19 protein-coding genes and 2 pseudogenes are annotated in these 25,778 nt (G+C 61.7%); 4 read left to right on the top strand and 17 right to left on the bottom strand.

All coding sequences use genetic code 11. The features are described 5' to 3' along the window. Positions 1-441 precede the first annotated feature (441 nt). The 3 genes from JTJ31_RS03870 to JTJ31_RS03880 all read right to left on the bottom strand — a co-directional run bounded on the left by JTJ31_RS03870 (position 442) and on the right by JTJ31_RS03880 (position 4,008). Entirely contained in the window at positions 442-1,293 is an 852-nt protein-coding gene (locus JTJ31_RS03870; protein ID WP_207537246.1) for a substrate-binding domain-containing protein, read from the bottom strand. Between the two features lie 422 nt (positions 1,294-1,715). Then, positions 1,716-2,990 (bottom strand): Zn-dependent hydrolase, encoded by a 1,275-nt coding sequence (locus tag JTJ31_RS03875; protein WP_328805658.1) that lies wholly within the window; start codon positions 2,988-2,990, stop codon positions 1,716-1,718. A gap of 40 nt (positions 2,991-3,030) precedes the next feature. Then, entirely contained in the window at positions 3,031-4,008 is a 978-nt protein-coding gene (locus tag JTJ31_RS03880; protein ID WP_207537247.1) for a Bug family tripartite tricarboxylate transporter substrate binding protein, read from the bottom strand. A gap of 237 nt (positions 4,009-4,245) precedes the next feature. Here JTJ31_RS03880 and JTJ31_RS25305 point away from each other — a divergent pair, with 237 nt between their 5' ends. Further along, positions 4,246-4,539, top strand: coding sequence for a transposase (locus JTJ31_RS25305; RefSeq protein WP_207537248.1), 294 nt, complete (start codon positions 4,246-4,248; stop codon positions 4,537-4,539). 70 nt (positions 4,540-4,609) lie between these two features. Here the strand turns inward: JTJ31_RS25305 and JTJ31_RS03890 are convergent, their stop codons facing one another. After that, entirely contained in the window at positions 4,610-6,013 is a 1,404-nt protein-coding gene (locus tag JTJ31_RS03890) for a M6 family metalloprotease domain-containing protein (protein ID WP_207537249.1), read from the bottom strand. A gap of 155 nt (positions 6,014-6,168) precedes the next feature. On the opposite strand from JTJ31_RS03890, the gene JTJ31_RS25310 reads away from it, so the two are divergent. Further along, positions 6,169-6,399, top strand: a complete 231-nt coding sequence (locus tag JTJ31_RS25310) for a transposase (protein ID WP_207537250.1) — start codon at positions 6,169-6,171, stop codon at positions 6,397-6,399. 47 nt (positions 6,400-6,446) lie between these two features. Here the strand turns inward: JTJ31_RS25310 and JTJ31_RS03900 are convergent, their stop codons facing one another. The 4 genes from JTJ31_RS03900 to JTJ31_RS03915 all read right to left on the bottom strand — a co-directional run bounded on the left by JTJ31_RS03900 (position 6,447) and on the right by JTJ31_RS03915 (position 11,778). Next, the gene (locus JTJ31_RS03900) at positions 6,447-7,070 is read right to left on the bottom strand and encodes a hypothetical protein (RefSeq protein WP_207537251.1); all 624 of its coding nucleotides are present in this window, start codon (positions 7,068-7,070) and stop codon (positions 6,447-6,449) included. 429 nt (positions 7,071-7,499) lie between these two features. Continuing rightward, positions 7,500-8,954, bottom strand: a complete 1,455-nt coding sequence (locus tag JTJ31_RS03905) for a T6SS phospholipase effector Tle1-like catalytic domain-containing protein (RefSeq protein ID WP_207537252.1) — start codon at positions 8,952-8,954, stop codon at positions 7,500-7,502. Between the two features lie 96 nt (positions 8,955-9,050). Further along, a complete protein-coding gene (locus JTJ31_RS03910; RefSeq protein ID WP_207537253.1) occupies positions 9,051-10,925 on the bottom strand; it encodes a peptidoglycan-binding protein in 1,875 nt (624 codons plus the stop codon). 34 nt (positions 10,926-10,959) lie between these two features. Then, positions 10,960-11,778 (bottom strand): hypothetical protein, encoded by an 819-nt coding sequence (locus JTJ31_RS03915; RefSeq protein WP_207537254.1) that lies wholly within the window; start codon positions 11,776-11,778, stop codon positions 10,960-10,962. A 725-nt stretch (positions 11,779-12,503) separates the two neighbouring features. Between JTJ31_RS03915 and JTJ31_RS03920 the strand changes: the two genes are divergently transcribed. Then, positions 12,504-14,537 carry a C1 family peptidase gene (locus tag JTJ31_RS03920; RefSeq protein WP_207537255.1) on the top strand — a complete coding sequence of 678 codons (2,034 nt, stop codon included), beginning with the start codon at positions 12,504-12,506 and terminating at the stop codon, positions 14,535-14,537. Positions 14,538-16,548: 2,011 nt separating this feature from the next. Here JTJ31_RS03920 and JTJ31_RS03925 read toward each other — a convergent pair. The 4 genes and pseudogenes from JTJ31_RS03925 to JTJ31_RS03940 all read right to left on the bottom strand — a co-directional run bounded on the left by JTJ31_RS03925 (position 16,549) and on the right by JTJ31_RS03940 (position 19,844). Further along, on the bottom strand, positions 16,549-17,358 hold the full coding sequence (locus tag JTJ31_RS03925) for a hypothetical protein (protein ID WP_207537256.1): 810 nt from the start codon (positions 17,356-17,358) through the stop codon (positions 16,549-16,551). Positions 17,359-17,461: 103 nt separating this feature from the next. Further along, entirely contained in the window at positions 17,462-17,713 is a 252-nt protein-coding gene (locus JTJ31_RS25315; protein WP_408015374.1) for an IS66 family transposase, read from the bottom strand. A 293-nt stretch (positions 17,714-18,006) separates the two neighbouring features. After that, positions 18,007-18,201 carry a hypothetical protein gene (locus JTJ31_RS03935; RefSeq protein ID WP_207537258.1) on the bottom strand — a complete coding sequence of 65 codons (195 nt, stop codon included), beginning with the start codon at positions 18,199-18,201 and terminating at the stop codon, positions 18,007-18,009. Between the two features lie 617 nt (positions 18,202-18,818). Further along, positions 18,819-19,844, bottom strand: a pseudogene (locus JTJ31_RS03940) (IS110 family RNA-guided transposase). A gap of 64 nt (positions 19,845-19,908) precedes the next feature. Between JTJ31_RS03940 and JTJ31_RS03945 the strand changes: the two are divergent. Beyond that, positions 19,909-20,328, top strand: a pseudogene (locus tag JTJ31_RS03945) (IS630 family transposase); the annotation flags it as partial. A 244-nt stretch (positions 20,329-20,572) separates the two neighbouring features. On the opposite strand, the gene JTJ31_RS03950 reads toward JTJ31_RS03945, so the two are convergent. The 5 genes from JTJ31_RS03950 to JTJ31_RS03970 all read right to left on the bottom strand — a co-directional run bounded on the left by JTJ31_RS03950 (position 20,573) and on the right by JTJ31_RS03970 (position 25,708). Next, entirely contained in the window at positions 20,573-20,755 is a 183-nt protein-coding gene (locus JTJ31_RS03950) for a hypothetical protein (protein ID WP_207537259.1), read from the bottom strand. A gap of 109 nt (positions 20,756-20,864) precedes the next feature. Then, positions 20,865-22,406 carry a terpene cyclase/mutase family protein gene (locus JTJ31_RS03955; protein WP_207537260.1) on the bottom strand — a complete coding sequence of 514 codons (1,542 nt, stop codon included), beginning with the start codon at positions 22,404-22,406 and terminating at the stop codon, positions 20,865-20,867. A 338-nt stretch (positions 22,407-22,744) separates the two neighbouring features. Further along, positions 22,745-24,148, bottom strand: coding sequence for a hypothetical protein (locus JTJ31_RS03960; RefSeq protein WP_207537261.1), 1,404 nt, complete (start codon positions 24,146-24,148; stop codon positions 22,745-22,747). A gap of 896 nt (positions 24,149-25,044) precedes the next feature. Beyond that, entirely contained in the window at positions 25,045-25,344 is a 300-nt protein-coding gene (locus JTJ31_RS03965; protein WP_207537262.1) for a hypothetical protein, read from the bottom strand. A 1-nt stretch (position 25,345) separates the two neighbouring features. Beyond that, complete coding sequence (locus tag JTJ31_RS03970; RefSeq protein WP_207537263.1) at positions 25,346-25,708, bottom strand: immune inhibitor A domain-containing protein; 363 nt, start codon at positions 25,706-25,708, stop codon at positions 25,346-25,348. Positions 25,709-25,778 lie beyond the last annotated feature (70 nt).

Below are 25,778 nucleotides of genomic sequence, written 5' to 3' on the forward strand. Positions count from 1 at the left end.
CTGACGCAGGCAACGGTCTCAACGGACTTGCCTCAGAGGACGCTCCGTCTTCCATTCGAAGTGAACTGGTAAAGCAGCAGCTTTCTCTCTCCGCCCCGAGTGGGATGCTCCCGCAGCGCGAGGACACCGGCGCTCTCGGTCAGCCGAACAACTCATCCTAAGGTTATGCGGTGTACGAGTGAGTACGACAGAAGCCGCAGCCAGTAAGCACCACGTCCTCGCGGCGCGGAAGAGCCGCGATCTTCAAGTCGGCGGGGCGCCGGCAACAGTCGAACCCGCATAGCATCTCGGCCGCGGGGCAACTGGTGAGGGTGGCCGTCGCATTGAGCGTCGACCCTGCTACCTAATGCTCGATCTTCAAGCCCGCAATGTTCTCTGGGTGCGCAGCATCACGTTGAAGGCTGCTGTTGCGGCGCATGGGACGACGAAGCTGCTTTGAGGTCACCCGATCTCGTGAGGAGTGCCGCTCCAGATTTCCGAGAGCGCGAGTGAGCGACGCGTCAGCCCCTGCTCGGCGCACCAGCGTGCGGCGAGGCTGAGGGCAGGCGCCAGCGCGGCGCGCGTCGTCACGTTGGCGCCGCTTGCATTGAAGAGGTTCAGCAGGCGCATCAGCTCGGGCGCGCGATCCCGCGCCACGTCGCTCCGGGCGATCAGCAGGTGGTTCACTGGCACAAAGCCATGCCGGGCCCGGAAAGCCTCGCTGGCGTCCACCGGCTCAGGGAAGACAGTGCGGAAACCCGGTGGCGCCTCGCTTCCGAAGATGGCTGCATCCAGGGTGCCCTCGCGCAGCATGCCCTCCAGCGTCGCGCCCGCGGCAGCGCGTTCGCACCACGGCGGGTCGCGGAAGTCGGCGACGTGAGCTTCCTCGAAAGTCGTCCAGCGCACCTGTTCGGGCGGGACACTATGGCTCTCGGCGAGAATGCCACGCAGCCACATGCCGGTGGTCTGGCTGTAGGCGCGCACGCCGACGCGGGCCCCACGCAATTGATGCGGGCCGCGTAAGGGCGAATCCTCGCGACAGAGAAGCGACCCCTCCTGCGCACGGGCGGCCAGCACGCAGGGCAGCAGCACCAGCGGCCTGCCAGCTTCCTTCGCCATCAGAAAGGTGGCGATCGCCATTTCAGAGACGGGCCAACGGCCCTCGCGCACCATCGCTGGGAAGGCGCCCGTGATTGCCGGGATCGCTGGCAGCTCCAAAGGCAATGCCGGATCCGAGACCGCGCCGGTAAACAGCGCCTCCGTGCGTGGCGTACGGCCGATCGCGACGGCCAGCGCTGTCCCAGCTTCAGTCACCGGCGGACTCCCGAGGTAGGCTTTTGTGGGTCGGGGCGTCGCGCACCGCAGATATCGAGGTCGCTGCGCCGAGGGAGCGAAGGGAGCAGCCGCCTCGAGCGCACCGGGGGCAGTTCGTACTCACCACCACATGCGCGAACATCGGCTGGCAGCCTTCGCCCCGCTGATGATTTAACCGTTGCTGCGAGCGGATCCTGCGCCCCGCTGGGCGGCATGGGCTCGGCACTCGCATGGCTGCCCCGGGCAGCCCTTCGCTCGGTGGCGGAACGCCAGCAGGATCAAACCGGCGGGATGTCCATTGGCACACCGGGCCTACAGTTGCGCGGCCTGGACCGGCGCGGCTGGCACAGGAACTCGGGACCCGGAGGCAGAAGCGAGGAGGCTTCATCTCGTTATTCTCGCACGGAGTCCAGTTGCATGCGTCAGCGGCTCGCCGCACCCACCGTCCAGGCCATCAGGACACGGCATGCCGCCTCGAAATCCTCCGGCCTCATGGCTTCGTCCGGATTGTGGCTGCCGTTCTGGCTGCGAACGAAGAGCATCCCAGCCGGAATTCCGGCCGCGACGAAGCTCTGAGCGTCGTGCCCACCACCACTGGCCATACGGCGAAAGGGCACAGCCGCGTCATCTGCCGCCTGCGCCAGTGCCTCCACGATCGCCGGGTCCATCGGCACAGGTTCGCGCGCTTGCTCTGGTCCCAGTTCAAAGCGGACACCACGCTGCGCCTCGATCGCGGCGACGAGGGCATGCAGATCTCGATACAAGGCATCGAGCGCGGCCTGCTGCCCACTCCGCACGTCCAGCTTGAAGGCAACCTCGCCCGGCACCTTGCCAAAGGCAGCTTGTGGACCGGTCTCAAAGACGCAGAAGGTCATGACCAGGTCATGTCCTTCTGCCTCGAGGCGGATCCATGATTGTTCCAGCCGGTACGCGAGTTCCGCCGCTGCGAGAACGGCGTCACGGCGATGGCGGCGGGGGGTGGTGCCGGAGTGATTGTACTCACCCACCACCCGCGCAAAGCGATGGCGCCGATTGCCAGGAAGGCCGAAGACGATGCCAACCGGCCGGTCCTCCTCTTCAAGCACCAGGCCTTGTTCGATGTGCAGCTCGACATAGGCCTGGACATTGTCGGGCCCGAGCTCGCGCTGGCCGGACCGGCACCAGTCCGGGTCGAAGCCCGACTGGCGCATGGCCTCCTCCAACGTCAGAGCCCCATCCATTCGGCGCGTTGCCAGGGCGTCCGGCTGCATCAGGCCGAGCGCGGCGCGGCTGCCGGGAAAGGGGGTCGGGAACCAAGCGCCTCCCTCCTCCGAGCGGATCGCCATCACTTCGATGTCGCGTCCCGGCAGGAAGCCGGCCTTTCGCAGCCCCACCACCACTGCGAGCCCCGCCGCGACACCCGCGGCCCCATCATAGTCGCCGCCCTGTCGTACGGAATCGAGGTGGCTGCCGATGACCAGGCGCTTCGCGGATGGATCCGCACCGGGCAGCGTCATGTACAGGTTGCCCGCCGGATCCACGCGGGTCCGCAGCCCCTCGCACTCCGCCGCCGCACGAACGATGTCGTGCGCCTTTTGCTCCCCCGGGCCGTATCCTTCCCGCGTCACGCCACCCATCGGGTCCCGCGTCGCGTCATGGATGGCTGAGAGCAATGCAAGCGCCAAGCCGGTGTCGGGCGGTGGCTGATTGGAGATCACGCGAATACCCCCGTGTGGTTCGCTGGCCGGAATGAGGCGGCTAATCCAGCTTCACGCCGGAAGACTGCACGATGCGCTGCCACCGTGGCGTATCGTCCCGGATCAGCTTCGCCAGGCTCTCCGGTGCCTCACTGAGCACCGTGCGGAAGCCAAGCGGCCGCAGTCGCTCCGTGAGGTCCGACTGGGTCGCTATGATCCGGATGGCCTCCGCCAGACGCGCGATGACCGGCGCTGGCGTGCCGGCGGGCGCCATCACGGCATTCCACGTGTCCACGTCCAGGTCGCCCAGCCCGATATCCGCGAACTCGGCCATGCCCGGAACATCCGGGACGAAGAACTGACGGGCGCGTGTGCTGACGGCCAGCGGCTTCACCGCGCCGCGTTCGACCAAAGGCATCAGAGCCGGCGGAGAATCGAACATCATGTCGACCCGGCCGGCGACGAGATCATTGATGGCTGGCCCACCTCCGCGATACGGCACATGGAGGATCCTGACCCCGGCGGCCTCGTTGACCGCCGTAATGACAAGATGGCTGGAGGTCCCGACGCCTGACGACGCCATGCTCACGCCCTCTGGGTTGGCCTTCGCCCATGCAATCAGCGCACGAAAATCAGTCCATCCGCGCTGCGCCGCCGTCTGGGCGTTGACCACGCAGAGCCGCGCCCCGTCCGAGATCTGTGTCACAGGCGCGAGATCCGCCTGAGGGTCGAATGGGAGGCGATTATAGAGGAACTGCGCGGCGCACAGCACCGCAACGCCTACGATGCCGATCGTCGTTCCATCGGGTGCCGCCTTGGCGATCGCGTCGCCCCCGATGATACCCCCGGCTCCACTTCGATTTTCAACGACCACCGACTGGCCGAGCACGGGCGGCAAGCGATCCGCGAGCAGGCGGCCCAATATGTCGATCGCACCGCCGGGTGGAAACGGCACGATGAGGCGGATCGGGCGGCCGGCAGCGATCGGCTGCGCATTGGACCGCGCGGAGGAAATCCCTGCCAGCAAGGTGCCGACCAAGGCTGCACGACGCCCTTGCCGAAGAGACTTCACTTTGCCGGTCCTCCGTCGCTTCCGCCCCGCACGTTAGGGGCGGGACAGGCCGGAGCCAACCGGCTCGCTGATGGCCGATACGTCAAACTGCCTCAATGCTTATTCCGCTTCCCCTCACCAAGTTAGGTGGCATCCAGATCGCCGCTCCCGTCGGCAGGGACGTAGAGCACCTAGCAGAACCGGGTGATGTGCGTTGGGGCTTTCATGGCGAAGCGCCTCTTATCCAATGATCGATGGGCGGCGGTGGAGCCGTTGCTGCCGCCCGAGCGGGCCAAGCCGAAGGGCAGCCGCCGCGCGTGGCCAATTGGGGCGGCACTGATGGGCATCCTGCTCGTGCTGAAAACGGGCATGGCGTGGGAGCATGTGCCCGTCGGGATGGGCTGCAGGTCTGGATCGTCTGGCCTCCTACGACGGCCGCAACTTTCCGTCCTCTGGTGCCCCTTAGCGGCCGCTCCGGCCCTGCAAGCGGAAGCGACACTAACAGCATCGAGGACCTGAGGACGGGGAGGACCGAACCTCTTCTCAGCGCCGGCGAGACGTCGAGGTCTGGCGCTTGGGGGCCGTCTTGTTAGCTGCCCCTGTCGCCTTCCTCGACGCGGCGGCCTCCCTTGTCTCCCTTCTCGTCGTCGCTGTCTTTGCTGTGCCCCGCTTCGCTGTCGCGCTCCTCGCCGACGTTTTCTTCGTCGCAGCGGCCTTTACCGTGGACCTCTTTGCCGTGGTGGTTTTGGCCGCCCTCTTCTTTGTCGCGGCTCCCGTCCTCGCTGTCGCGGATTTGGCCGTCGCCCGCTTCGCCGTGGCGCTCCGCGCCGTGCCAGTCCGGGCCGTGGCGGCCGCGGCGGTGGACGTTCTCGTTGTGCCCGTCTTCGCCGTGGCCCTCCTGGCGGGAGCCTTCTTTGCCGTTCTGACGGTCACCCCTTCCCGCAGCACGCCGGCTCTCGGGCGGGTCGGCGCCTTGCCCAGCCCTAGCCCTCGTCCTGGCGCCGGTGAACCGCACGTCCAGAGTGACGACCCCGCCCTCGTCGATGCTGATGTTTCGGAGCGAAATCCCGGACCGCTTGGTCCCGAAGGAGGTCGAAGTCGCCCCCAGGTCGCCGAGCGTGGTTCGCCCAGTGCTGCCGGGAAAGGGGTCCCCGTCATCGCCCTGGTCGACGTCGCTCGGGTTGTTCAGGTTGTTCTGGCCATCCGCCTGGATCAGGGACAGCCCGGGCATCTCCGGACCGGTCTGCTCTTTCGGTTCGTCGACCTTCCAGACGAGAAGGCCCTCCCCGGGCAGATGGCTGTCGAACCCGGCCCGAATGCGCGACTCCAGCAGGAGATACTGCTTCGCCTTGAAGGCGGGGCTCACCAGCTTGTAGACGCGGCCGGTCGTCGCCGTGTAGGGCCGGATGCGCAGGCCCTTGGTCTTGGTGACGGTCGTGACCGGAACCCAGCCGTGCTGGATCTTATGCAAGGCCGCCGGATGCGCAGGCTTCAGCTCGCCCCCGTTGTAGGAGCCGCTGGCCATAAGGTCCCAGTCTCCCGTGCCGTCCCAGCTCGTGCCGTCCTCGCTGTAGTTGGGGTCGTAGAAATCCTGCCACTGAAAGGCCAAGTGACCCAACTCGTGGGCGCAGACTCCCAATTTGCAGTCCTGGGGGACCGTCAGGTAGATCGTCGCCCAAAGGTCATTCGAAACCTGAACGGGATTCCTCAAGTTCCATTTGTGCGACCAGATGTGCTGGCCCTGCAGCTGCCGCGCTTGTTTCTCGGCTCCGCGCCCTGAATGCACAATGAAGAGCGCCGTGATGATCCCTTTCTGAAAGGTATCCAGCGAGGCGTCGAACTGGACGCTCTTCTCCAGCGCCGCCTTCACGGCATCCTCCGCCATCCGTGGGGCATTGTTGGGGTAGCTCTTCCACTGCGTGCCGGACTCGCCGTTGGTGTAGTACGAATAGGGCTGAGGCAGGCGGATCCAGTCGGAGACGGTGCCGACCAATCCACCTTTCCGAGGCTCACCTCCTGAAAGTAGTCCCGCATGCTTCCCGTGGGATGGATGCCTCGCGAGAGAGCAGATCTTCGAATTGTTCTTTGGGCCTGATGCCGGGTCTGTCGTCGAAATCGACGAGACGCACCTTGACCTGAACCTCGCCGATGACCGGCTGCGAGGGGATGGCCATGCGGCCGCCAAGCGGCCGGGGTGTCGGTGGCCGGCGCGGTGCGCTGGCTGCGGGCCTGGATGACGCCACGCGTCACAGGCTGCGCAACGTCATCGAGCGCACCTTCTGTCGCATCAAGGATTTCGGCGGCATCGCCACCCGCTGCGACAAGACAGCAAGCGACTTCTTCGCCGCCATCTGCCTCATCACAGCCATCACTTATTGAGCGTGATTGAGTCCACGCCCTAGGCCGAACACATAGTGCGCGAGTTCCTAACGACTTGCAGCTGTCGTTTCACCCGACCCGCCTCCTCCAGAGCTGCCCGCGCGCTGCCCGCCTGCCTCCGTCGCTGCTCGCGCAGGCGGGACGGTCCCGCTCAACACAGGCGCGACCGTTACCGCTGGCCGAGACGCCGCCGCCCGTAGTGCCGGCATCTCGGCCTTAATGATGCGCTCCACCGGCGGGAGGAGATCGCGCATCAACTGAATGTAGGTCCGCTCATCAATCACCCGCTGCATGAACATGGCGCAATACTGGAAGGCCTGATCGCGCGCGAGCTGGAGTCCCTGCGATCGATAAAGCATCGGCGTCGCCGCCGTCGCGAAGGTGCGAGAGGCCTCTGTGCCAAAGGACGCTCTGTTGGCCCCGCCTGCTTGCACCGAGGCCGCCACCGCATTGGCATAGGCCTCCACGGCATCGGCTGGTGGTTCGGGACAAACCCGAACTTGCTGCGCCCTTGGCATCTGAACCAGCACCGTCCGGCGCCCTGCACTGCTGGATAACATACCGTACAGCGGCTCGCCGGACCGCTCGCTAACATAGTCCTCGAGAACCGGGTTTGTTGCACGGTCGGTGAAATATCGATTGCCGCAGCCCATTAACGTCAACAGCGCCATGGCTGCCAGTGGTCCTATGCCCCGCATTTCGCGTTCCCCCTTTGAAGTTCTGTCCCCCCAACCGTGTTTTTCAGTCTCGGATGGCGGTATGTCGGAGGGAGACTGGCCTCGCTTTATTCTAGCACTTGCTACATGCCGGCCGGGCGATTAGCCGCCTCAGCGCCCTTAACTCCCACTTCCCATTACAGGCGGTTCTTCTTTCACGGCCCGTCTCCTGTGCGCATGCGAAGCGCTGGCCAGCCCGGCGCAACCCTTGATCATCCTGCACAGCGCGAGGCGGGCCACCCTGCCTCAAACGAACATCTGGTCTATGCGGGCCTAGAGGGTTGTACCTTGCTTTCACCCAGTCCTTGCACTTGCTCCGCCCTAAGCGAGAAAAGCGCACGCGCTGACTCAGACGCACCTAGCTCGTGTGCCTCACTGCTTCATTCAAAATCCCGCCGCTTGAAGCCTCTGTCGTGCTGCGTCGAGGCACCGCAGTGCCGCCTTGCGCCCCGCGGGCGCGGCGGGGTCGAACTGCTCCCCTGACCAATCGACTATTGGAATGGGGTGCTCTGCCCTGTTGCTATCTGAGTTCGCGCCGTAGGTAGTGCCAATAGCTTCCAACACGGCAAGCAGCGACGGTGGCGCATAGATGGCCGTTCGGCCCTCGATGGCTACCTCCCGACCAAGCCGCTCAAGAGCTGACACGTGTATCATCTCACCTGCGGGCACTACATGCCGCTCGCGGCCGAGGTTGACCTCCCACCACCCGACGGGAACTGGGACATTGGCGATCGACCGGCGCGCGCGCCGCTGCAGGGCGTAGAACCCGGTGCGCGGTTCGTGTTGCGGCGCCAGTGCGGCCGCCTCTCCCGAGCGGCTGCCGTCAGCTCCGTGGGGAAGATCGTCCGTGTCGCAGGGAAAGCCCGGGCAGTGTACCCGAATCCGGCGCAGCATCCAATCGAGGGACAAATCGTCGAGCTCTGGCTCCTGGTCGCGCCGGCTTTCCAGGTCCTCGTAGCCGCCACCGACGTCCGAGTGAGCGCCGGGAAACCAGACCTGCTCAGCGACCGAGCTTAGCTGCTTAAACTTGTGCTGGCGCCAAACCGCGGCCTCAAACGGGATGCGATGCTCGTCAATAGCGACCGCGTGCAGGTTCACTCGACTGACTGATGGCATCTCGACGTTGTGGAATTGATACTTTAGGACATTGCGGCGCCGCAGCAACTCGAGCGGTACGCCAAGCGCACCCACGGTGTCGAAGACGGCGATGCACTCGATTTGGAAGGTGTCGCGGTCGTGCACATGTCCACCCAGCGCGTGCCAAACGCCGGGCGAACGGTCGTCAGGCGGAGTCCGGTAGTAGGACCACGCTAAGGCCTCTCGCTCAGGTGTGCAGTGCTGGCGAGTGAGGAGACCTGCGGCAGCCAAGTAGCCGACCAGGGAACGGGCCGTATAGGCGCCGCGGGAGAAGCCAAAGACATAAATTTCATCACCGGGCTCGTAATGGAAGGAAAGAAATTTGTACGCGCGACGTACGTTCGCATCGAGGCCGAGTCCAAAGCCACCCCCCCTAAAACGGTCAAGCCCGAACCTCGTGCCCACTCCGGGCTGGTAGTAGACGAGGTGCTTCCAGTCGTCCCGACCCGAAGCGGCCGCGGGTATTGCTGCAGGCGCGTGGCTAACGACGCTCTCGCCGTCGTCCGTTGGTCCCGGTCTGCCGGCACCTGCGCGCAGCGGTGTCGCGTGCCTAGCTAGATAGCGCGAGACGATCTCGCGGATGCGTACAATGTTGGTGTCACGTGGGTTGAAAGCCGCGTCCTGCCAAGTTCCATCGAGCAGCAGGATAATTCGACGCCTGCTTGTCGTGGGAGTCCCTTCGCTCTTTCTTCCACTTGCCATAGACACTTCTCCCAAGCCAGAGGCGCCGTAAAAATGCGTACACTCCGTAGGTCTTTACACGACAGCCTTGCTGAGCCCGTCCATTCCGCTTTTCCCTCAAGCAATCAGCACGAAGTCGGCTTGCTTGTAGCTTCGGCTGCGCGTTGTGGCCTCGAAGCCGTTTCGGCTGCCGTCGCTGTTTGTATTACCCTCAATCGTCAGGAAGCTTTCGGCCCTCGCCTCAGCCACAAGGCCGGTGTGAATCCAGTCATTGGGGTTGGTCGTACTTCGGATCACAAAGAGTGACCCCGCGGGTAGGCGGCTTATCCGAGCCTCGGAGGAGCGAAGGCTGTCGCCTTGCACGAAGCGGCCGTCGCGCTTCGCATCAGCGACCAGCGCGTCGACCCCCACCTGCCGACGGAGCGGCATGTCCTGCCCCAAGGCCAAGGCCGCCTGCTGCAGCAAAAAGCACACGAAGCCTGCGCACCAAGCTTGATCGCTCCCCTCCTTCCCCGCCATGTATAGCCGCACCCAAGGCCCGCGGTTGTCGCCACCTGCCTCTCGCGGGTGCTCCTTCAAATGCTGCCGCGACACCGCGATGACCGCGCTATGGAGGCCCGCTGCAGCACCGTCCAGCGGGGCAAGAGCGCGATGCAGGGGTGCCGTCAGGGCCGCCCACGTCCGCACATCCACGATGCCAGTTCCAAGCAGCCCCCGTGCGACCTGGAAGTCACGGACCGCATCGCGCGTGCCTGCGCCAAAATCCCCATCCACCTTCGTCCCGAAGCCGTGCAGTGTGCACCACTCCTGGATGCGCCTGACAGCCTCCTTCTTGCGGCTGCCCTCGGCGACCTCGTCAGAAAGATCGAGTTCCGCTCGTACATAAGAAGGCAGAGCCGACTTGGTCTGCGGTGGCAGAACCGCGCCGCGCGTGCCGAGCGCCGCCTCGGCCGACAGGGCGTTGCGCTTGCTGTCCAGGCTGACGATGCCATCCTGAAGGAGTTGCCAGAGAAGCACGGCTGCCCCGCACTGGCCCGAGACAGCCTCCGGGTCGTAGCGCCCGTCGGCCACGAACTTGCCCTTGGCGTAGTGGGTCGAGAAGCTCCACAGGTAGGGCGAGCGAGTGCCGCGCTTGCGGTATCCCCAGCCGTTGTATCGTTCCCAACGCTCGAGCAGCTTCGGCAACGCCCAATCAGTTTCAAGGTGGAACTTCTTCAGCCGGAGCGCATCCGCAGCGCTGTCCTTCCAGGAGAATGGCGGCGAGCCTGATTTTGGGTGCCCCGTCGGAACGCGGACGGTATGGGCGGTGAGCGGATCACCGTTGTGAAGGTGGGTCGAAAAGCTGAAGCTGCTTTCTAGCGCGTGAATGATCCCGACGAAGTACCAAGGGATGTTGCCGCCCGCGGCGGCGGCGGCGTCCTCGTAGACCGCAGATTTGGCGGCAAGACGGGCCGTGATGCGGCGGACTTCCTGGACCCGCTCAGACCTGACTGCGCAACTTCCGAAGAGTTCCTCGTACTCCTTCGCTAACACCTCGGCCTCGGGAAGGGCGGGGGCAGTCGCTGTTGCGGAATCGGCCAGCGTCGCCGCGGTCCCGCCGGCTACCGCGAGGGCCGGCTCATGCAGCTTCGCGGGAGCGGCAGGCGCAGGCTCGGCCTCGTCGGTCGACAGGGCGCCCCGCACATTCGCGGCCGAATCAGCCAGCGCGAACCCGACATTGTCGAGCAGATCCTCGATCCGCCGGGCGATGCCGTTGAGTGGCTGTGTCCGGATGCCAGCGATGGTGCCGGTCAGCGTGTCGCTGAGTGCGTTCAGAGTGTTGGCGCGTTGAAGCGTATCATCGAAGATGGCACGCGCCCGAAGCTGTCCTAACTCCTCGATCTGCGTGCGCAGGGATTGCTTCTCGGCGGGGTCTGTGGTCACGTCTAGCCGCTCAAAAAGCAGCATCTCGGCCTCCAGAATGAGCCGGAGCGTGTCGGTGCTGGTCGCCATCTCGTCTCTCTCCTTCTCAGGTCTTGTTATCCACTCAGATCTCGCCCCGCGCGCGCATGACCGCGGCGCGTATGGCTGATGACAGATCGCGCAGGCGCGCCGTGCGCGCGGCCATGTCGGCTGCATTCGCGAGGCTTGTTGTTCCTTGAACGCTGGATGCCGTCTCGATCGCGGTCTTCACCGCCCTTATCGCGCCGCGGGTCTCCTCCAGCAGCACTACCCAATCCGACAGTGCGGTCCGATACGCCTCGTGGCGGCTCATGATCGCCGCGCGGTCGGGCAGGTCGGCTCCATCGAGGCGGGCGCGGCGCAGCCGGTCGACGCCTGGCGTGGTGAGCACAAGGAACATCGTCGGCACGCCTGCCCGAAGTTCCGACAGGATCTGGTCGACCGTCTGAAAACCCTCCAGAAAAGCCTCGCGAAAGGCGGCCCGTGAGGCCGCCTGCTGTGCCCTGTCAGCGACCGCCGAAAGAACCGGCAGTATCGCGGGTAGGCCAGCCAAAACTGGCCCCCCACCGACGACCGATCCCAGCGCGAGCAACTCGCTGCCCAGCTTCGCCGCCTCGCCCCTCAGCTCACTCAGACCCCGGCCCTCGGCGAGTGCAAGGAGGCCTTCATTGTAGGCGGCGACCACGGCGAGAGCGCGGCGGCTCGCCTGCGCCATCGGCGGCGTTGCGCTGGAAGCGAAATAGACCGCGCGTGCGGGGTCGAAGACAGGGTCCACGCCGAGGGCACGCGTTCGCGCCGCACGGCCTTCCTCGCGGCCCAGCCTCCGCTCAGCAATGGCAAACTCGTTCAGGAGATCTTCCGAAGCACGATGCGTGCGGCTAAACGCTTCCGCATAGCTGCGCATCTCGGGGAGCCCCGCAGAGGACGCGCAGGCCCCCAGCGCCAACGGCCACATAAGGATCAATCTACGCATCGCCCTGGTCATCGGGCTATTCTGAAGAGGTCTCGATGCGACATTCCTGCCGCCGGACGGCGAGCTTGGCAAGCACGGATAAGAGCGCCGAGGGGAGCGCCGCGTAGAGGCGTCAAGGTGACAGGTATTTGCTGACGGGCCCATGCGATACGTCTCCCCTGGCCCCGGCTTAGACACAGCTTGGCTTAATCCGCACGACAGCATCAACACAATTCATTTGCTGCGCAGCCATAAAACGCTTTATCTTTACGCCCTGCTTAGGCAGACTACCTCCTTGTCGCGTGCTTTAAGGGAGGGCTCAGCCTTGCGCCATACTCCGGGGCCCATTCGCCTGTGACGGGGGCGTGAGGGGAAATAACGATCCTCCCTCGGCGTGAACCTAGTGCATATGCGTGGTATCACCTCGCGTGCCCAGGCCGGACGTCCGGCGCCGCTTCGTGCACGCGGCGGTCCAGGTTTCCTTTAATCCTCGTGAAGAGCGTCGTGAGCCAAGCGTCCGCGGAACCCGACAATCTCAGGCACCTCGTATGCTACTCGCGTGCCTTTGATTTTTCCCGGCACGGCAAGCCCGCCGACAAATGCTTCGCGGAAACTAGATTCAGGACTTGAACGCCAGCGCCGTCGTCCGCCAACCTGAGGCAAAAGGAGCGGCAACTATGGCGACAAAACCTAATCCATCGGACAAATCGCCGCCAACACGAGGCAAAGCGAGGAACAGCAAGGCTGGCCGCGTCGCGGAGCGGCGCCGCTTTGACGCTCTGCCCGATACACTGGACTTCCGCGATCAACTCTACGTCCCTGCTCTAGTAGCTGTGCCTCCAGCATCCGACCTTGCTGCATACCGAGCGCACAGACTACCTGTCCTCGATCAGGGCACAGAAGGCGCGTGTACCGGCTTCGGCCTAGCTGCCGTTGCAAACTATCTCCTCCGCGTCCGTGGCAGAGCCCCCAAAGCGGATGAGGTCAGTGCTTGGATGCTCTACACGATGGCACGCCGGTACGACGAATGGCCGGGCGAGGCATACGAGGGATCAAGCGCACGCGGCGCAGTAAAGGGCTGGCATAAGCACGGCCTCTGCTCTCTCGCCCTCTGGAGGGACAACCAGGGCGATCTCACATTGAATGAAAAGCGGTCTGCCAATGCTCTTCAACGTCCGCTCGGCGCATATTTTCGAGTAAACCATAAAGATCTTGTCAGCATGCACGCGGCGATCACTGAGGTCGGTGTTCTTTATGCTACCGCGCAGGTGCATGAGGGATGGCAAAAAGTCCGGCCGGGCGACGAGCAAATAGACTTCCACGAGGGAGTAATCGGCGGCCACGCCTTTGCGATTGTTGGCTACGATAACATTGGCTTCTGGATCCAGAACAGCTGGGGCAAGGGATGGGGCAGCAGCGGCTTGGCTCGCCTCGGATACGGCGACTGGCTCGCGAACGGCACCGATGTTTGGGTGGCAGCGCTCGGTGCGCCCGTCGATTTTGGCCTTCCCGTTAGCCAAGGAAGGATGATCGCCGGCGCGCCCCGCAGCTACGAAAGCGCCATTTACGCAACCTTGCGGCCTCATATTGTCACTACCCGAAACGACGGCGTGCTGGACGAAAAGGGCACCTACGGCCTAACCGAACAAGGCCTTCGCAATGTTATCCACACGGACCTACCCAAGGCAATGTCGGGTTGGCGCCGAAGGCGTGTCGTCCTCTACGCTCATGGCGGTCTCGTTGAACAGAGTACCGCGGTCCAATACGTCGCAGAGAATCGGGCGCGGATGCTCCAGGCCGAGGCTTACCCGCTTTCCTTTATTTGGCGCAGTGACGCTTGGGCAACGCTGGGAAACATTTTGCGCGATGCGATGGCGCGGCGGCGCTCCGAAGGTCCGCTAGACGCGCTGAAAGATTTTATGTTCGATCGCCTCGATGACATGCTCGAACCGGTGGCACGGGCCCTAGGCGGCAGAACGCTATGGGATGAGATGAAGGAGAACGCGCACCTCGCCGCGGCCCATGTGGAGGGTGCGGCGCGACAGACTGCGGATCATCTCGTCGCTCTGCACATGCGAGGCGATCTCGATGAGGTTCACTTGGTCGCGCATAGCGCCGGCTCCATCCTTCTCGCCCCGCTGGCTCAACAATTGGCGAAGGCATCGGTGCCGATCCCGAGCCTGAGCCTCTGGGCGCCCGCATGCACAATTGAGCTCTTCCAATCAACCTACCGACCGTTGATCGATAGTGGGCAGATCGGCGCCTTCGACCTCTTCACGCTAGATGACCGAACGGAGCGCGACGACCACTGCGCCCACATCTACCACAAGTCGCTTCTCTACCTCGTCAGCGCGGCTCTCGAGGCACAGCCGCGCATTCCGTGGCAAGAACACCAGCAGGGGACGCCAATTCTTGGCTTGGCGCGCGACGTGGCTAAGCACCTTCGAGAGGACTTTTGGAATGGAGATGACCGACGCTGGATCGTGGCACCTGGCGCTAAAGAGAGCGACGCGGCGCACCATGGTGACTTCGACAACGACCCAGTGACGCGCATGACGACGCTCCGCCGCATATGTGGTGAAGCAGCAGCCGGGGTCGTTGCTGAGGCACCCCGAATGGGCTCTGCAGCTGGGATTCAAGGGCGTCGGCAGAGCGTCGAAGCGGCAATTGGTATGGTAGGCCCCACAAGAACCAAAGCCAGTTCGAGGTGACAGGCAGTTCCCACGCCGCCTCTTAGAAAAAGTCCGAGGGCCACATGATTTTCAATCAGCCTTCCCTCCGTAGAGAGACCGATGATTCTGGCCTCGCGAAAGATTACGTTCGCGAACTGCAGCGTGATGGCCGCCTCCTGCTCAGGTATGTTGCTAGACATGTCGATCGGCCACTCGTGCAGCCCGGGGTGGGGAGCTGGCGAGGCGCAGCGGAATATCCACAGCCGGTTGCGCATATACTCACTTCGAGCCCCGAGGCAGTTTCGGCTAGCGGCGCACAGATGGAACAACTGGCGGTCCTGGTTGACAATTTAGCCCAGCGTGCTGCTCCAGCGAGCGTCACCAGCATCCGTCTCACCGCTGCGTATCTCCGCGTGCCTGTCGAGGGACTGGAGCCGCCGAAGGAAGTTCAGAAGCGCGCAAAGAGATTAAAAAAGCTGATGCTTTTGATCGTCGCCATCGCCGTACTGGCGACTTTAATATCCGTGCTCTTGCTCGCTCATGTAGACAGTGGGCAAAGGAGCATGCGGCAACTCCAGGCCGTGCGCGCCGACTTGGCTGAGACGGCCGAGCGCATGTCCGATCTTCCAAATGAAGCTTGGATGGCGCCCCCAGACGATGTACGTAGAACCGTTAGCGCAAGGCCACAAGGCGAAGCTTATCGAGGCTTTTGCCATCCGCCGAGCGGCGAGGGACCTCCAGCGCGGAACTCATCCGATAATAGGATGACTAGTCGGGACCAAACCAATCACCTAGCCGCACGACGACTTCCGGCTGGAACGGAAGAAGGCGAGCGAGCACAGGCGCTGTGTTCCAAGCATGTGCAGTCACTTCTGCGCGAGGAACTCGTTTTTCGCCAACTAGAGGGGTGGAACCAGCGCACCGAGAGATTGTATGGAATGGTGCGATGGATTGTCGGGGCGCCTATCAACTTCGTGCGTTTTACGTGCCGGCAAGCCGGCCTCGAATTTTGCAGCGGGATGGCGTCCCATGCCATAGCTACACAAGGCGAGTTATGGCACACGAGCATGTGGTACGGACGGTCACTAGGCGAACACTGGAGGCGGACCGAACTGCGAACCTCGAGTTCGATCTCCCTCCTCACTGGCTTCGTTTTACCGCTCCTACTCGGCTGCGTTGGCGGATGTGCCTACGCGCTACGGCGCTTAGACCAGAGGCTCTCGAACTGGACTCTCGAATTTCGGGATGGTTCGCATTCATTATTGCGTGTGTTACTAGCAACGATGTTAGGAGGCCTTGTCGGGATCGTTTGGACTGGCGACGCCCCCGTTCAACTCGGTGGGTTCACCCTCACTTTGGCGGCAGTGGCCTTTTTTGTCGGTTTCTCACTCGAAGTGGTTTTCTCGGTCATCGAAACCATGGTTGAGGCCGTTGCGGGAAAGCTGCGGGCGCAGCCACCTGCGCCGATTGTACTTCCTATGCCGAGCGCCAATGGGCAGCCGATCCCAGTGAATAACCGCCCCAGCACGAGCACAGAACCCCAGAATTTAGTCCGGACAGGGGACGCTGCTTCTGATCAAGAAGAACAGCGACCACCCGGCCCCCCGAAGCCAGCACCGTCTCCCTAGAGAACCTCGGCAAGACTGATTGGTGTGCTCCTGGCAGGCAGAGCGCAGCCTCCTCGCCATGGGCCTGAAATTCTCAAGCCGTGAGCTCCCGGCTGCTTCGGCCCTAAATTTCGCCTTGCGCCCCTTGCGTAACGCAGCCAACCTGCGTGAGCCAAAAAGGGATCTATTCGCACGCATAGCATTTCTGTTTTAGAGTACCATTTGTCCTCAGTTTCCCTTCACGGCGCCAGATAATTTGCGCAGCCATCCGGTCGATCCGTATGCTTGAGGTCAAACGCACTTCCGTGGGTCAGCGGAGCGCTGGTGATGGATGGGGTGCACTCCACCCCTTGGTTGTCGATTTAACTTGCCATGCCTACAAATGCGTAGGCTGTGTTAGGCGGGGCTATTGCCGTGGGTCTTGGTCTCTGCAAACGCATCTCTCACTGGGACCCACCCAAGCTTCGAGCATAATTTGGAGCCGCGTCGGGGTCTAACGCAAAGGGCAGTTCGAGCGCAGCCAGCGCTGCGTCTGTACAGGCGATAAATTCCGCGGATGAATACCTCTGCTCGCATACTCTCGGCCCAACTCCTATAGCATCTCTCAAGCAAGCTACCGGGATAATCCTCGGAGCAACGACGTGACTGGCCATGCCATCAAGGAGTGCTTCGTAACGCACCACCTGTACCCTATTCGCTGTCACCATAACGGGCTGCTGAAACATTCCAGGAAAAGCCCCAAAAAATGCAGCTATAGCGCCTGAGGTCACCAGCACAGTTACTAAGTAATTGCTCGATGCCGACCACCCCTTAGAGCTCATGAAAAAGAGCGCAACAGCAGAAATTGCGCCAAATACTATGCTCACCACCAGCGACATGTAAGAATTAGCTATATAGCCTTTAAGAAGATCCGCATGCATGCATTCTAGCCGCTGAACCTTGACGGCTTGATCAGCTATGCGTCGCCTCTCGGTCTCTGTTGCTGGGTAGCTGAGCAAGCCCGGTAATAGCTCTGCGGCGACCTTCTCAACGGTAGGTGCGACCTCGCCGTCATCCCTGCAGAGCATCTGCCGCCGTTTGGGAACAAGGTGCTGGAACGCACTTTCCACACGCAGCGTCGCATCTCTAAAACTGTACTCCCTTGTGAGCAGCAGCAGCAGTAAAGCTGAAGCGACAATTGCAATATGTCGCACAGCGGCTGGCCCCTTCGAGGACCTAAACCGGCGGCCTAAAGACTTGAGCTCGACGATCACGATATCGCCTCCTCTCTGGCATTTAGGCGGGTACAGGTGTACATTCGCACAGGACTAAAGCTCTTCGTGTGGTGAGCCTCGCCGCCATCGAGGCAGACTGCCATCACCTTGGTCGAGCTGCCGGAGCTGCTCGAGCAGGTCTTCCGCCCAAGCGCCGCTCGGCTGGCGTGGCCGCCTTGCCCGCTGAGCCCGCCTGAATGCCTTTCGGCAGGTCCAGTCCCTCCCGGGCAAAGATCTCCGCCTGTCGATGGAGCGGCAGGTGGTCGCAGTACTTCCCGACCAGCACATGGGCGAGCAGCCCTAGGCCGGGCCACCCGCGCCAGATGAGCAGGGCGCGCATGTGCACCTGTGTCATCGCCTCGGATGAGCGGCAGGAGAAGGCAAGGGCAGATATGGCGCACCACCTCGAACCGGCGTGGCTGATACTCGCGGACCTCGGTCACATCCTTGCCCACCTTGCGCAGCGCACCCCTAAAAGCTGCACATAAAAGCAGCACAGACGCAGTTGTTGCTGCCTGGCGGAGGTGCATGACGTCGTTCCTCGGCGGGCTCCCGGGCAGCGGCTTGCGGCCCCAATGCGTGTCCTTCTCCGGGGGGACTTCGCCTCGGTCGTCTCCTCGGCGCTGCGGCGGCGATGTCGGCCAGCACCTAATCGAGTTGCAGGGGCGACCGCTCGTCCTCGGCGGCCATGCGTTCCGAGGAGCCGCCGAACCGCTCGTGCCGCAGCCGCGCGATTTGCACCCATAGCCGCTCGGCCTCCAATGTCTTTGGCTGCAGGCTCAGCTCGGCGGCATGGCCGGCCGCGCGCTCCTCGGCCAGCCTGCTCCGCAGCGGCAGGATCATCGCAAGCCGGCGCAGTGGGATCTTCAGGCATCGTAAGGTCGACCTGGGCTGGCACGAAGGAATCGTCTCAGACAGGCCCGCGTCGGGGCAAGCCGAAAGCCGCGTGACCTACACGGTGATCTCGGGCTTCCAGCTGGGCGTCGGCGTGCGCCAGCCGCGCCCTTCGAGCAGCAACGCCAGCTGCGCGGTAGTGAGCGTGACACTGCCGCCCATGGTCTGCGAGGGTAGTTGAGGTTGATGGCAGGTTCGGTTGCAGGACCGGAAGCGGCGAAGTCCGACGCATACATCGCTCCTGGAGAGCGCCAAATGATTGGACGCCGCTTCGCGGAAACCATCAGGGTCCAAACGAGACCGGATAGCTGACTGCAGGCGACCGTGCTGCTAGAATGCCAAGATCACCCGCGTGGGGTGGGGCCGTCCATAGCCGTGTCCGGCCTCTGATGCGGCGGGTCACATGCCGCGGGCCCGTATGGGAGTACGAGGGTCGAGACCACATCATTGGAACGCGCTCGGAGCGCTCGCCATGTGCCTGGTTCTCCCGACCCCGCCTCATCGACGTTGCGACATACCTGTCCTTTGACCTCCTCACACCCCCACCAACCTCGCGTCCGCCCCGCCTACGCGGTGACAGCCGGAGCCCGATAAATCCCACCCCTCGTCAACAGTGCCCAGGCGATGCGCGTGGTTTTGTTGGCCAGCGCCACAGTCACCAGCATCGGTGGCTTGCGCACCAGCATCCGGCTCAGCCACGAGCCGGCCGGCACGCCTTTGCGCCTCGCCTATCGCACAACCGCGCTTGAGGCGATGATGAGAAGGCGCCGCAACGTCCGCTCGCCCGTGCGCGACGTCTGGCCCAGGCGCTCCTTGCCGCCGGTCGAGCGCTGCACCGGCGTCAGACCAACCCAGGCCGCGAAGTCTCGCCCCGAGCGGAACGTCTCGGGCGGCGGAGCCAGTGCCTCGATCGCGGTGGCGACGAGCGGTCCTATGCCCGGAACCGTCATGAGGCGGCGGGCGACGTCGTCGGCCTTGGCGCGCACAGCGATCTCGGCATCAAGCGCGGCGGTCTGCTCCTGCAGGTGGCGGAGCGCACGAACCAGCACGGCGAGGCAGACGCGTGCGGCTTCCGGCACGTTGGACGTGGGGTCCTCGATCTGGTCGATCAGCCGCTCGATGTGGAAGGGCCCTTCCGGCGCGACAAAGCCGTACTCCGCCAAGTGCCCCCGGACCGCATTGATGAGCTGCGTGCGCTGTCCGACCAGCACGTCACGGGTCTGGAAGATCACGGCCGAGGCCTGCTTGGTCTCACTCTTCACGCCGACGAAGCGCATGGTCGGGCGCTGGGCCGCCTCGCAGCTCGCTTCGGCATCGGCTGCGTCGTTCTTCTGCCGCTTCACGAACGGCTTCACGTAGGCTGGCGCGATCAGCCGGACCTCATGGCCAAGCTTGCCGATGTCACGACCCCAGTAATGAGCCCCAGGACAGGCTTCCATGGCGACGCGGCAAGGTGGCTGGGCGGCGAAGAAGGCTAGCACCTGATCGCGCCGCAGCCTTTTGCGGAACACCGGCGCGCCAGCGGCATGCGCGCCGTGCGCCTGAAAGACGTTATTGGCGATGTCCAGGCCGATGGTGCAAACCTCTGTCACGGACGTCTCCCTCCAGTGGTTTTCAACGCCCCATTTTGGCACGTCGGTGCCGTCGGGAGGGCGTCCACCCCATCATTGGAAGACCACCACCTTCACCGGCGCGCTGCGGCTGTCGGGCCTGACCGCGCCCATGGTGCTGGATGGGCCGATGAACGGTCGGACCTTCCTGGCCTATGTCGAGCAGGTGCTGGTGCCGACGCTGCGGCCCGGGGATATCGTGATCATGGACAACCTGCCGGCGCACAAACCTCACGGCGTGCGAGAGGCCATCGAGCGCGCGCGAGCAAGGCTTTGCTTCCTGCCGCCCTACTCGCCGGACTTCAACCTGATCGAGAACGCCTTCGCCAAGCTCAAGGCGCTGCTGCGCAAGGCGGCCGCCCGGACCATCGAAGACCTTTGGGATGCCAACCGCGACGCACTGCCCGCCTTCACGCCAGCCGAGTGCGCAAACTACTTCACCGCTACCGGATACGAGCCCGAATGAACGGATTCTGCCCTAGAGAAAGCGGCCCTTCTCCAGCCGCTTGACCAACAGTACCAGCCCCAAACCGTCCCATCACAGCGCCTTCAGCAGATCAGCGCGCTTGCCACGGAACAGGAACACGTGGCCCGAGGAGGGATCGACGTGCAGCACCATCTGCACTGTGCGGGCACGCCATTGAAGCCCTTCCTCATGTCCGTGGTGCCCAGCGTCAAGTGCACCCGCACGCCCGCATGCAGCGCCAGCATCAGCCGTGCAGCGCCGCGGCCAGCCGTCCCAGCACATCGGGCACGATCGTCTCCGAGACCCGAAGCACCCTGCCATTCGCCAGCACCGTGTCCACCACTAGTGCCACGTTGCGCCCCAGCTCGACCAGCCCGGGCGGATCCGCCTTGGTCGGCGCGTCGTCCACGACGGAACCGGCACCCATCTGAAGGGCATGCCTGGCCGACCCACAAAGCGGAGCCGCGACTAAATTCGAACTCAGACTAGCGCCGAATTAGAAGTCGCTTCTAAATGGCTCACAAAGGCCAAGCGCGTTATTGTCCACGAGAGGGCACTGCCGTCTGCGCGGAGGCGGACTGGATAAAGAGGTTTATCGCTATCAGCGCCTCTGCCGCTGGGTAGGCGACCGGATCACGCTGAGCGAATATCCATAAGCCATTAAGTTTCCGCGTCAGGGAGCCGAGCAAATTTCTAGCTAATCTACTTTCGTCGGCCGTGAGTTCGGAGGGTGCGACCAACCATCCGGCCGTAGCAGCTAATGCCCAAGGGTACCAAAGGAATGTTGACCCCTCGACCATGTACTGCGTGCCCGTAAGATATCTATCGGAATCGTGGGCGCGTTGGTTCGAAGAAACAGGGCGATTGCGCAGCGAAAAACTCTCGCCGATTTGCCCATTAGCTATTTTGAGAAAGTTTTCACGAGATCGCATATATGAGATCTCATCCGCGGTATGTCCATAAACTCTTCGCGCGGCTTCCAAAACGTATAAAACTTGAGCGGAAAGACCAGGGAAATATTCGTCTCTTGCATTCAAAGCCGGGTTTGGCTGCCATCCCCCTTGACCTGATGGGTCAAAGTGCCACTTCGATAAAAGCCAAGCTACCCCGTTTCGGGCCGCCCGGTCATACAAGCTACTATCTCTATCGCCGAGTATTCCTGCCCTCCTTACCTCAGTCAAGGCCCATACGGCCATAACCGTTGAATAAGTTCTTAAATGCGCTGGATTGTTGGTTCTTGGGACCGGCGGCCATCCACCGTCGTCATGTTGTCTCGAGATGATGAGCAACAGATCGCGCTCGAGGCGACGGATAACTTCCGAAGCCTCGTCACTAGTCCAGATCGGGGGCTCTGATTGTAGCGCGGCCGATGTAGCCAGCACTACCCACCCAGCAATTTCAGTCACTCCCCAGTCAACCCCCTCCACATAACCCCATCCCTGCGCCGGGCCGGGTAGGCGAACTCTTTCAATATATTCAAACGCTCGCCGCACATCACTTTGATGGTCTCTCGTGCTGCCCTTATATGTTAGGAGCGCGTAAAGAATCTGAGCAGATGTCCAGACCTGAGTATCATGGATATTGCTATTTCTAGAAAAGCGGAATCCACCGCTTGGCTCCAGCTGCAGCAGAAGTATACGGCGTAAATCTCGGCGTATCCTTTCTGCAACAGGATAGACATCTGGATTCGGCGGGAAAGCATAATTTATATCAACGATAGCCAATAATACGGCCGCTAATACTGCGAAAATTTTAAAACTAAAATTGACCCGTCGAGATCTGCGCCTCACAAAGCGAACGTATACCCACACTGCAACGAATGAATAACCAGCCAACAATAAAAGACCAAATACGACTGTCAAAATAATATGCAGCAACTCCGAGCTCTGAATGCCAAGATAATCAACTGCGAAATCGTGCGCAGCATCCAGATGCCCGATCGCCCCCGCCAAATTTCCAATCCCGACAGCGAGCACGCCGAACAATGCCCATAGCTTGGGCGTGAGTGCGGAGAGTTTTTTCCGAAGAAAGGAGAGAAAACTCTGATCTGACATATCGACGGGCGTTTCGTCTGACATGCTTGCTCATCCAGCCACTGTTAACGCGAGATATTACATATCAGAGCAGGTTAATCCGATACAAACTCAAATATTCGCCGCGATCGGTTCTTACAAAGGTTTAACAGCTGACAGATCGCAACCTTAGTGATGCGCCGGGCCTCACGACGCGCCCCCCCCTGATTAAGCCAAACCCTGCCAGCTTGGCTCCAGCCCAGAGGCCAATTCTAACCACCACGCTCTACGGACGACATCACAATGCAGCATGCCCATTTTAACCCGAAACCTTCGCCAAATCGGATTGAGCCATTTCCGCGGCATATGAGTCGCATCCTCCTGATTTTAACAAAACCCCCTTATTAATTATTAGGTTGTCCGCGAGGACTTGAACGGCGGCTTCCCAACCCTCCTTCTACATTCCCAATAAAGTCGGTTGCGAACCGCTCGCTGAACCCAGCCAGAAACCCGACTACAATCAAAAAAAATGCAAACTTAACCTCTGCAGGGTTCGCCGTAGCAATGCTGAAGAGACCAAACCCCTGAACTGCAACTATGAACATCGCCATCACAGCCCCAATGAAAGGCCGAGACACCGCGTTGAGAAATAGTAGCTTGGGGTCTATACCGCGACGTGTCTCAAAATGCTCAAGCCTCGTTAGGACACTGACCACCCCTCCGGCGAACGCTGCAATGGCGGCTCCCTCGATTGAGCCCGCCGCAAGCACAGTTTGGTCAACGATGGACCCTGATGCGTTCGGCTGTTGAGCGACTGTATGCTGGAAATACCTATCCATGCGAGTGAAGATGTTGATCTGAGGAAAGATATGAATAACGGCCAGCAACAGCGAAAAGAAGAATGAGGCCGTGACCACTCCCAACACCACCGTGAAACTCGGAGATCCGTTCGTAAACTGCAACAATTGTCTTGAGAACTTGTCTTCCGCCCTATATATATCCATAATTATCTCATGCCTCATCTCCCGAACGAGATTCAAGCTACCTTGAGGTTTCAGTAAGATAACATCTATGGCCAGCTCAGCCCGTTTCATTAGATCCTTTGCGCGCGCAGGCTCAAGAGTTCTATCTATTGAATTGTCAACGACATAGGATAGTATATTAACCCATTTCCCGAGTTCCGTTTCGGCTTCTTCGTTTATCTGCCGGACCCCCCTTCTGATTTCCCAGTAAAGATCGACTGCCATCTGAAAAATTTTCTCCGCTTCGTCGGCGGAAGAAGTTAAGTCAGCTCGCAGCGCTGAATCACTATTAAATTCTTCCTTTTGTTCAGGACTGGCGGCCGTGAAAATTCTAGGCGAACCGAGAATTGATGTTGGATCGCTCGCCGTCAAGCGCATGTTTCGAGCTTTCACTCGAACGTTCTCGCTTGCCTCCGAGGCATCATCTATTGTATCAAAAACTGCAATCGCAACTCCGCAACTCTCGCTTCTCTCATCAAGGAAAGTATAACATCCGCTATATCCCTGCTCCTCCTTGAAGTTCTCAACGACGTGGTTTCGCATCAAAATCGTAGCGTTTTCTTTCGGGCCGATGTCTTCGTAAACATGAACAATGAAACCTTTCGAGGCCCAGTTTTGGGTAGATGCCGGCGTGATATGCAACGGGTCGCATACCACTGCTTCTCCTGTGAAAATTTCTGGGGGCTTTGTGAGGAGGTTTCCGAGCTTCGTCCCAATCCACTCACGAGTTTTTATTCTAGCTCGCATAGCAGATCTATAGTCATCGAAAATGGTGATTGAAACCACGTCACCATCCGTGCTAGAAAATGCGCAATAAAGTCCAAATCCCGGCATGCTAGCTAGCAATGGAACGAGTTCGCCGCGTACCGGGGGGGCAAGGCTATCAGCCAAGCTCGCTTTGTTATGAAACTTTCGAATTTCGACGTACATATTGAAAGCCCCATCCGCGAGCAGAGATTCTTGCATGAATTTTCAGCACCCGGTCAACACATTTCAGCCTATCGGATGCAAGAGCCAGAGGCTTCGTTCTCGTTGGCGTTGTCATGGCACAAAATTATCATTGCGGCCTTTAGGGGAAATTTATTAGTCCGGTCATGGGGCGCTTTCCTTCTTCCGCCCGTAAAGCTCCACGCCCTGCTGCCAGATTTAGCGGTCTTGCTTGGCCACCTTGGAGTTGTAGGTTTTTTTGTTGCCTGAACCTGTCGGCTGCGATGGTGCTCCGCCCAAGGGGAAGGTGCCTACTATGATTTTCGTCACACGTTGGCGGTGGCCCTCAGCCGTAACTAAAACGGATCCGAAGGACACGTAAGGCCCGGTGAACTTGGTCCCTGCCAGCCTCCGGCGCTTGGCTTCGTCCGCAGAGTTCGCGCCGGGTCTGAGAGTGGCTACTCGACCTGTTACAAGAGCGCCGGATGCAGCTCTGCGTGATGCTTCTCGACGGCATCAGCGTGCGGGACGACTAGATGTTCGATCCCGCGGTGTGGTGGTAAGGTTGATCACCGTGCCGCGAGGGATGCGCTAAGGGCCAAGTTCTTCACGGAAGCGCCAGCTCGACGGAGGCAATCCGTCGAGCGATCCAGCTCCGTCAAGAGAGCGTAAGGGCACTGGCCCAGCGCTTCGGCGTCAGCCCCACCACGGTGCAGAAATGCCCGATAGCTCTGACGGAGAGCGACGAGATCCTCCTAAAAGGCTTGGAAGCGAGCGGAGGCGAGCGGGTGAGGCGCGCCGTTGCCCATCTGGTTAATAGTCTCCATCAGCATTATTGCACGGGCCCACCGGTAGCGAAGTTCGGTGCGCGGCAATGCCAAACCTTCGCGGATCCTGCTGCGCAGTGGCTCCTTCACCGCGTCGAGCAGAGCCTGCGGCGGCGTGTAGGCGGCGTCTTGCAGGACGGCGATGGTTTCCTTGACGCCGTCCGGCACGAGGAACCAGCCGTGCACTTGGCGCCGCAGACGGTCCTCAACGGAGTTCAGCCACTTCATGTTAGGATTGGGCACTACGCCCACCGACCGTCAGGTAGATCGTCGCCCAAAGGTCATTCGAAACCTGAACGGGATTCCTCAAGTTCCATTTGTGCGACCAGATGTGCTGGCCCTGCAGCTGCCGCGCTTGTTTCTCGGCTCCGCGCCCTGAATGCACAATGAAGAGCGCCGTGATGATCCCTTTCTGAAAGGTATCCAGCGAGGCGTCGAACTGGACGCTCTTCTCCAGCGCCGCCTTCACGGCATCCTCCGCCATCCGTGGGGCATTGTTGGGGTAGCTCTTCCACTGCGTGCCGGACTCGCCGTTGGTGTAGTACGAATAGGGCTGAGGCAGGCGGATCCAGTCGGAGACGGTGCCGACCAATCCACCTTTCCGAGGCTCACCTCCTGAAAGTAGTCCCGCATGCTTCCCGTGGGATGGATGCCTCGCGAGA

The sequence above is a fragment of the Sabulicella rubraurantiaca genome, assembly GCF_017355885.1.
In the GTDB taxonomy this organism is placed as follows: Bacteria; Pseudomonadota; Alphaproteobacteria; order Acetobacterales; family Acetobacteraceae; genus Roseococcus; species Roseococcus rubraurantiacus.

Coding starts and splice junctions, on each gene's coding strand:
- JTJ31_RS25305 (WP_207537248.1), top strand. CDS start 4,246: ATGGCGAAGCGCCTCTTATCCAATGATCGATGGGCGGCGGTGGAGCCG.
- JTJ31_RS25310 (WP_207537250.1), top strand. CDS start 6,169: ATGACCGGCTGCGAGGGGATGGCCATGCGGCCGCCAAGCGGCCGGGGT.
- JTJ31_RS03900 (WP_207537251.1), bottom strand. CDS start 7,070: ATGGCGCTGTTGACGTTAATGGGCTGCGGCAATCGATATTTCACCGAC.
- JTJ31_RS03905 (WP_207537252.1), bottom strand. CDS start 8,954: ATGGCAAGTGGAAGAAAGAGCGAAGGGACTCCCACGACAAGCAGGCGT.
- JTJ31_RS03910 (WP_207537253.1), bottom strand. CDS start 10,925: ATGGCGACCAGCACCGACACGCTCCGGCTCATTCTGGAGGCCGAGATG.
- JTJ31_RS03915 (WP_207537254.1), bottom strand. CDS start 11,778: ATGCGCAGCTATGCGGAAGCGTTTAGCCGCACGCATCGTGCTTCGGAA.
- JTJ31_RS03920 (WP_207537255.1), top strand. CDS start 12,504: ATGGCGACAAAACCTAATCCATCGGACAAATCGCCGCCAACACGAGGC.
- JTJ31_RS25315 (WP_408015374.1), bottom strand. CDS start 17,713: ATGACACAGGTGCACATGCGCGCCCTGCTCATCTGGCGCGGGTGGCCC.
- JTJ31_RS03935 (WP_207537258.1), bottom strand. CDS start 18,201: ATGATCCTGCCGCTGCGGAGCAGGCTGGCCGAGGAGCGCGCGGCCGGC.
- JTJ31_RS03950 (WP_207537259.1), bottom strand. CDS start 20,755: ATGGGTGCCGGTTCCGTCGTGGACGACGCGCCGACCAAGGCGGATCCG.
- JTJ31_RS03955 (WP_207537260.1), bottom strand. CDS start 22,406: ATGTCAGACGAAACGCCCGTCGATATGTCAGATCAGAGTTTTCTCTCC.
- JTJ31_RS03965 (WP_207537262.1), bottom strand. CDS start 25,344: ATGAAGTGGCTGAACTCCGTTGAGGACCGTCTGCGGCGCCAAGTGCAC.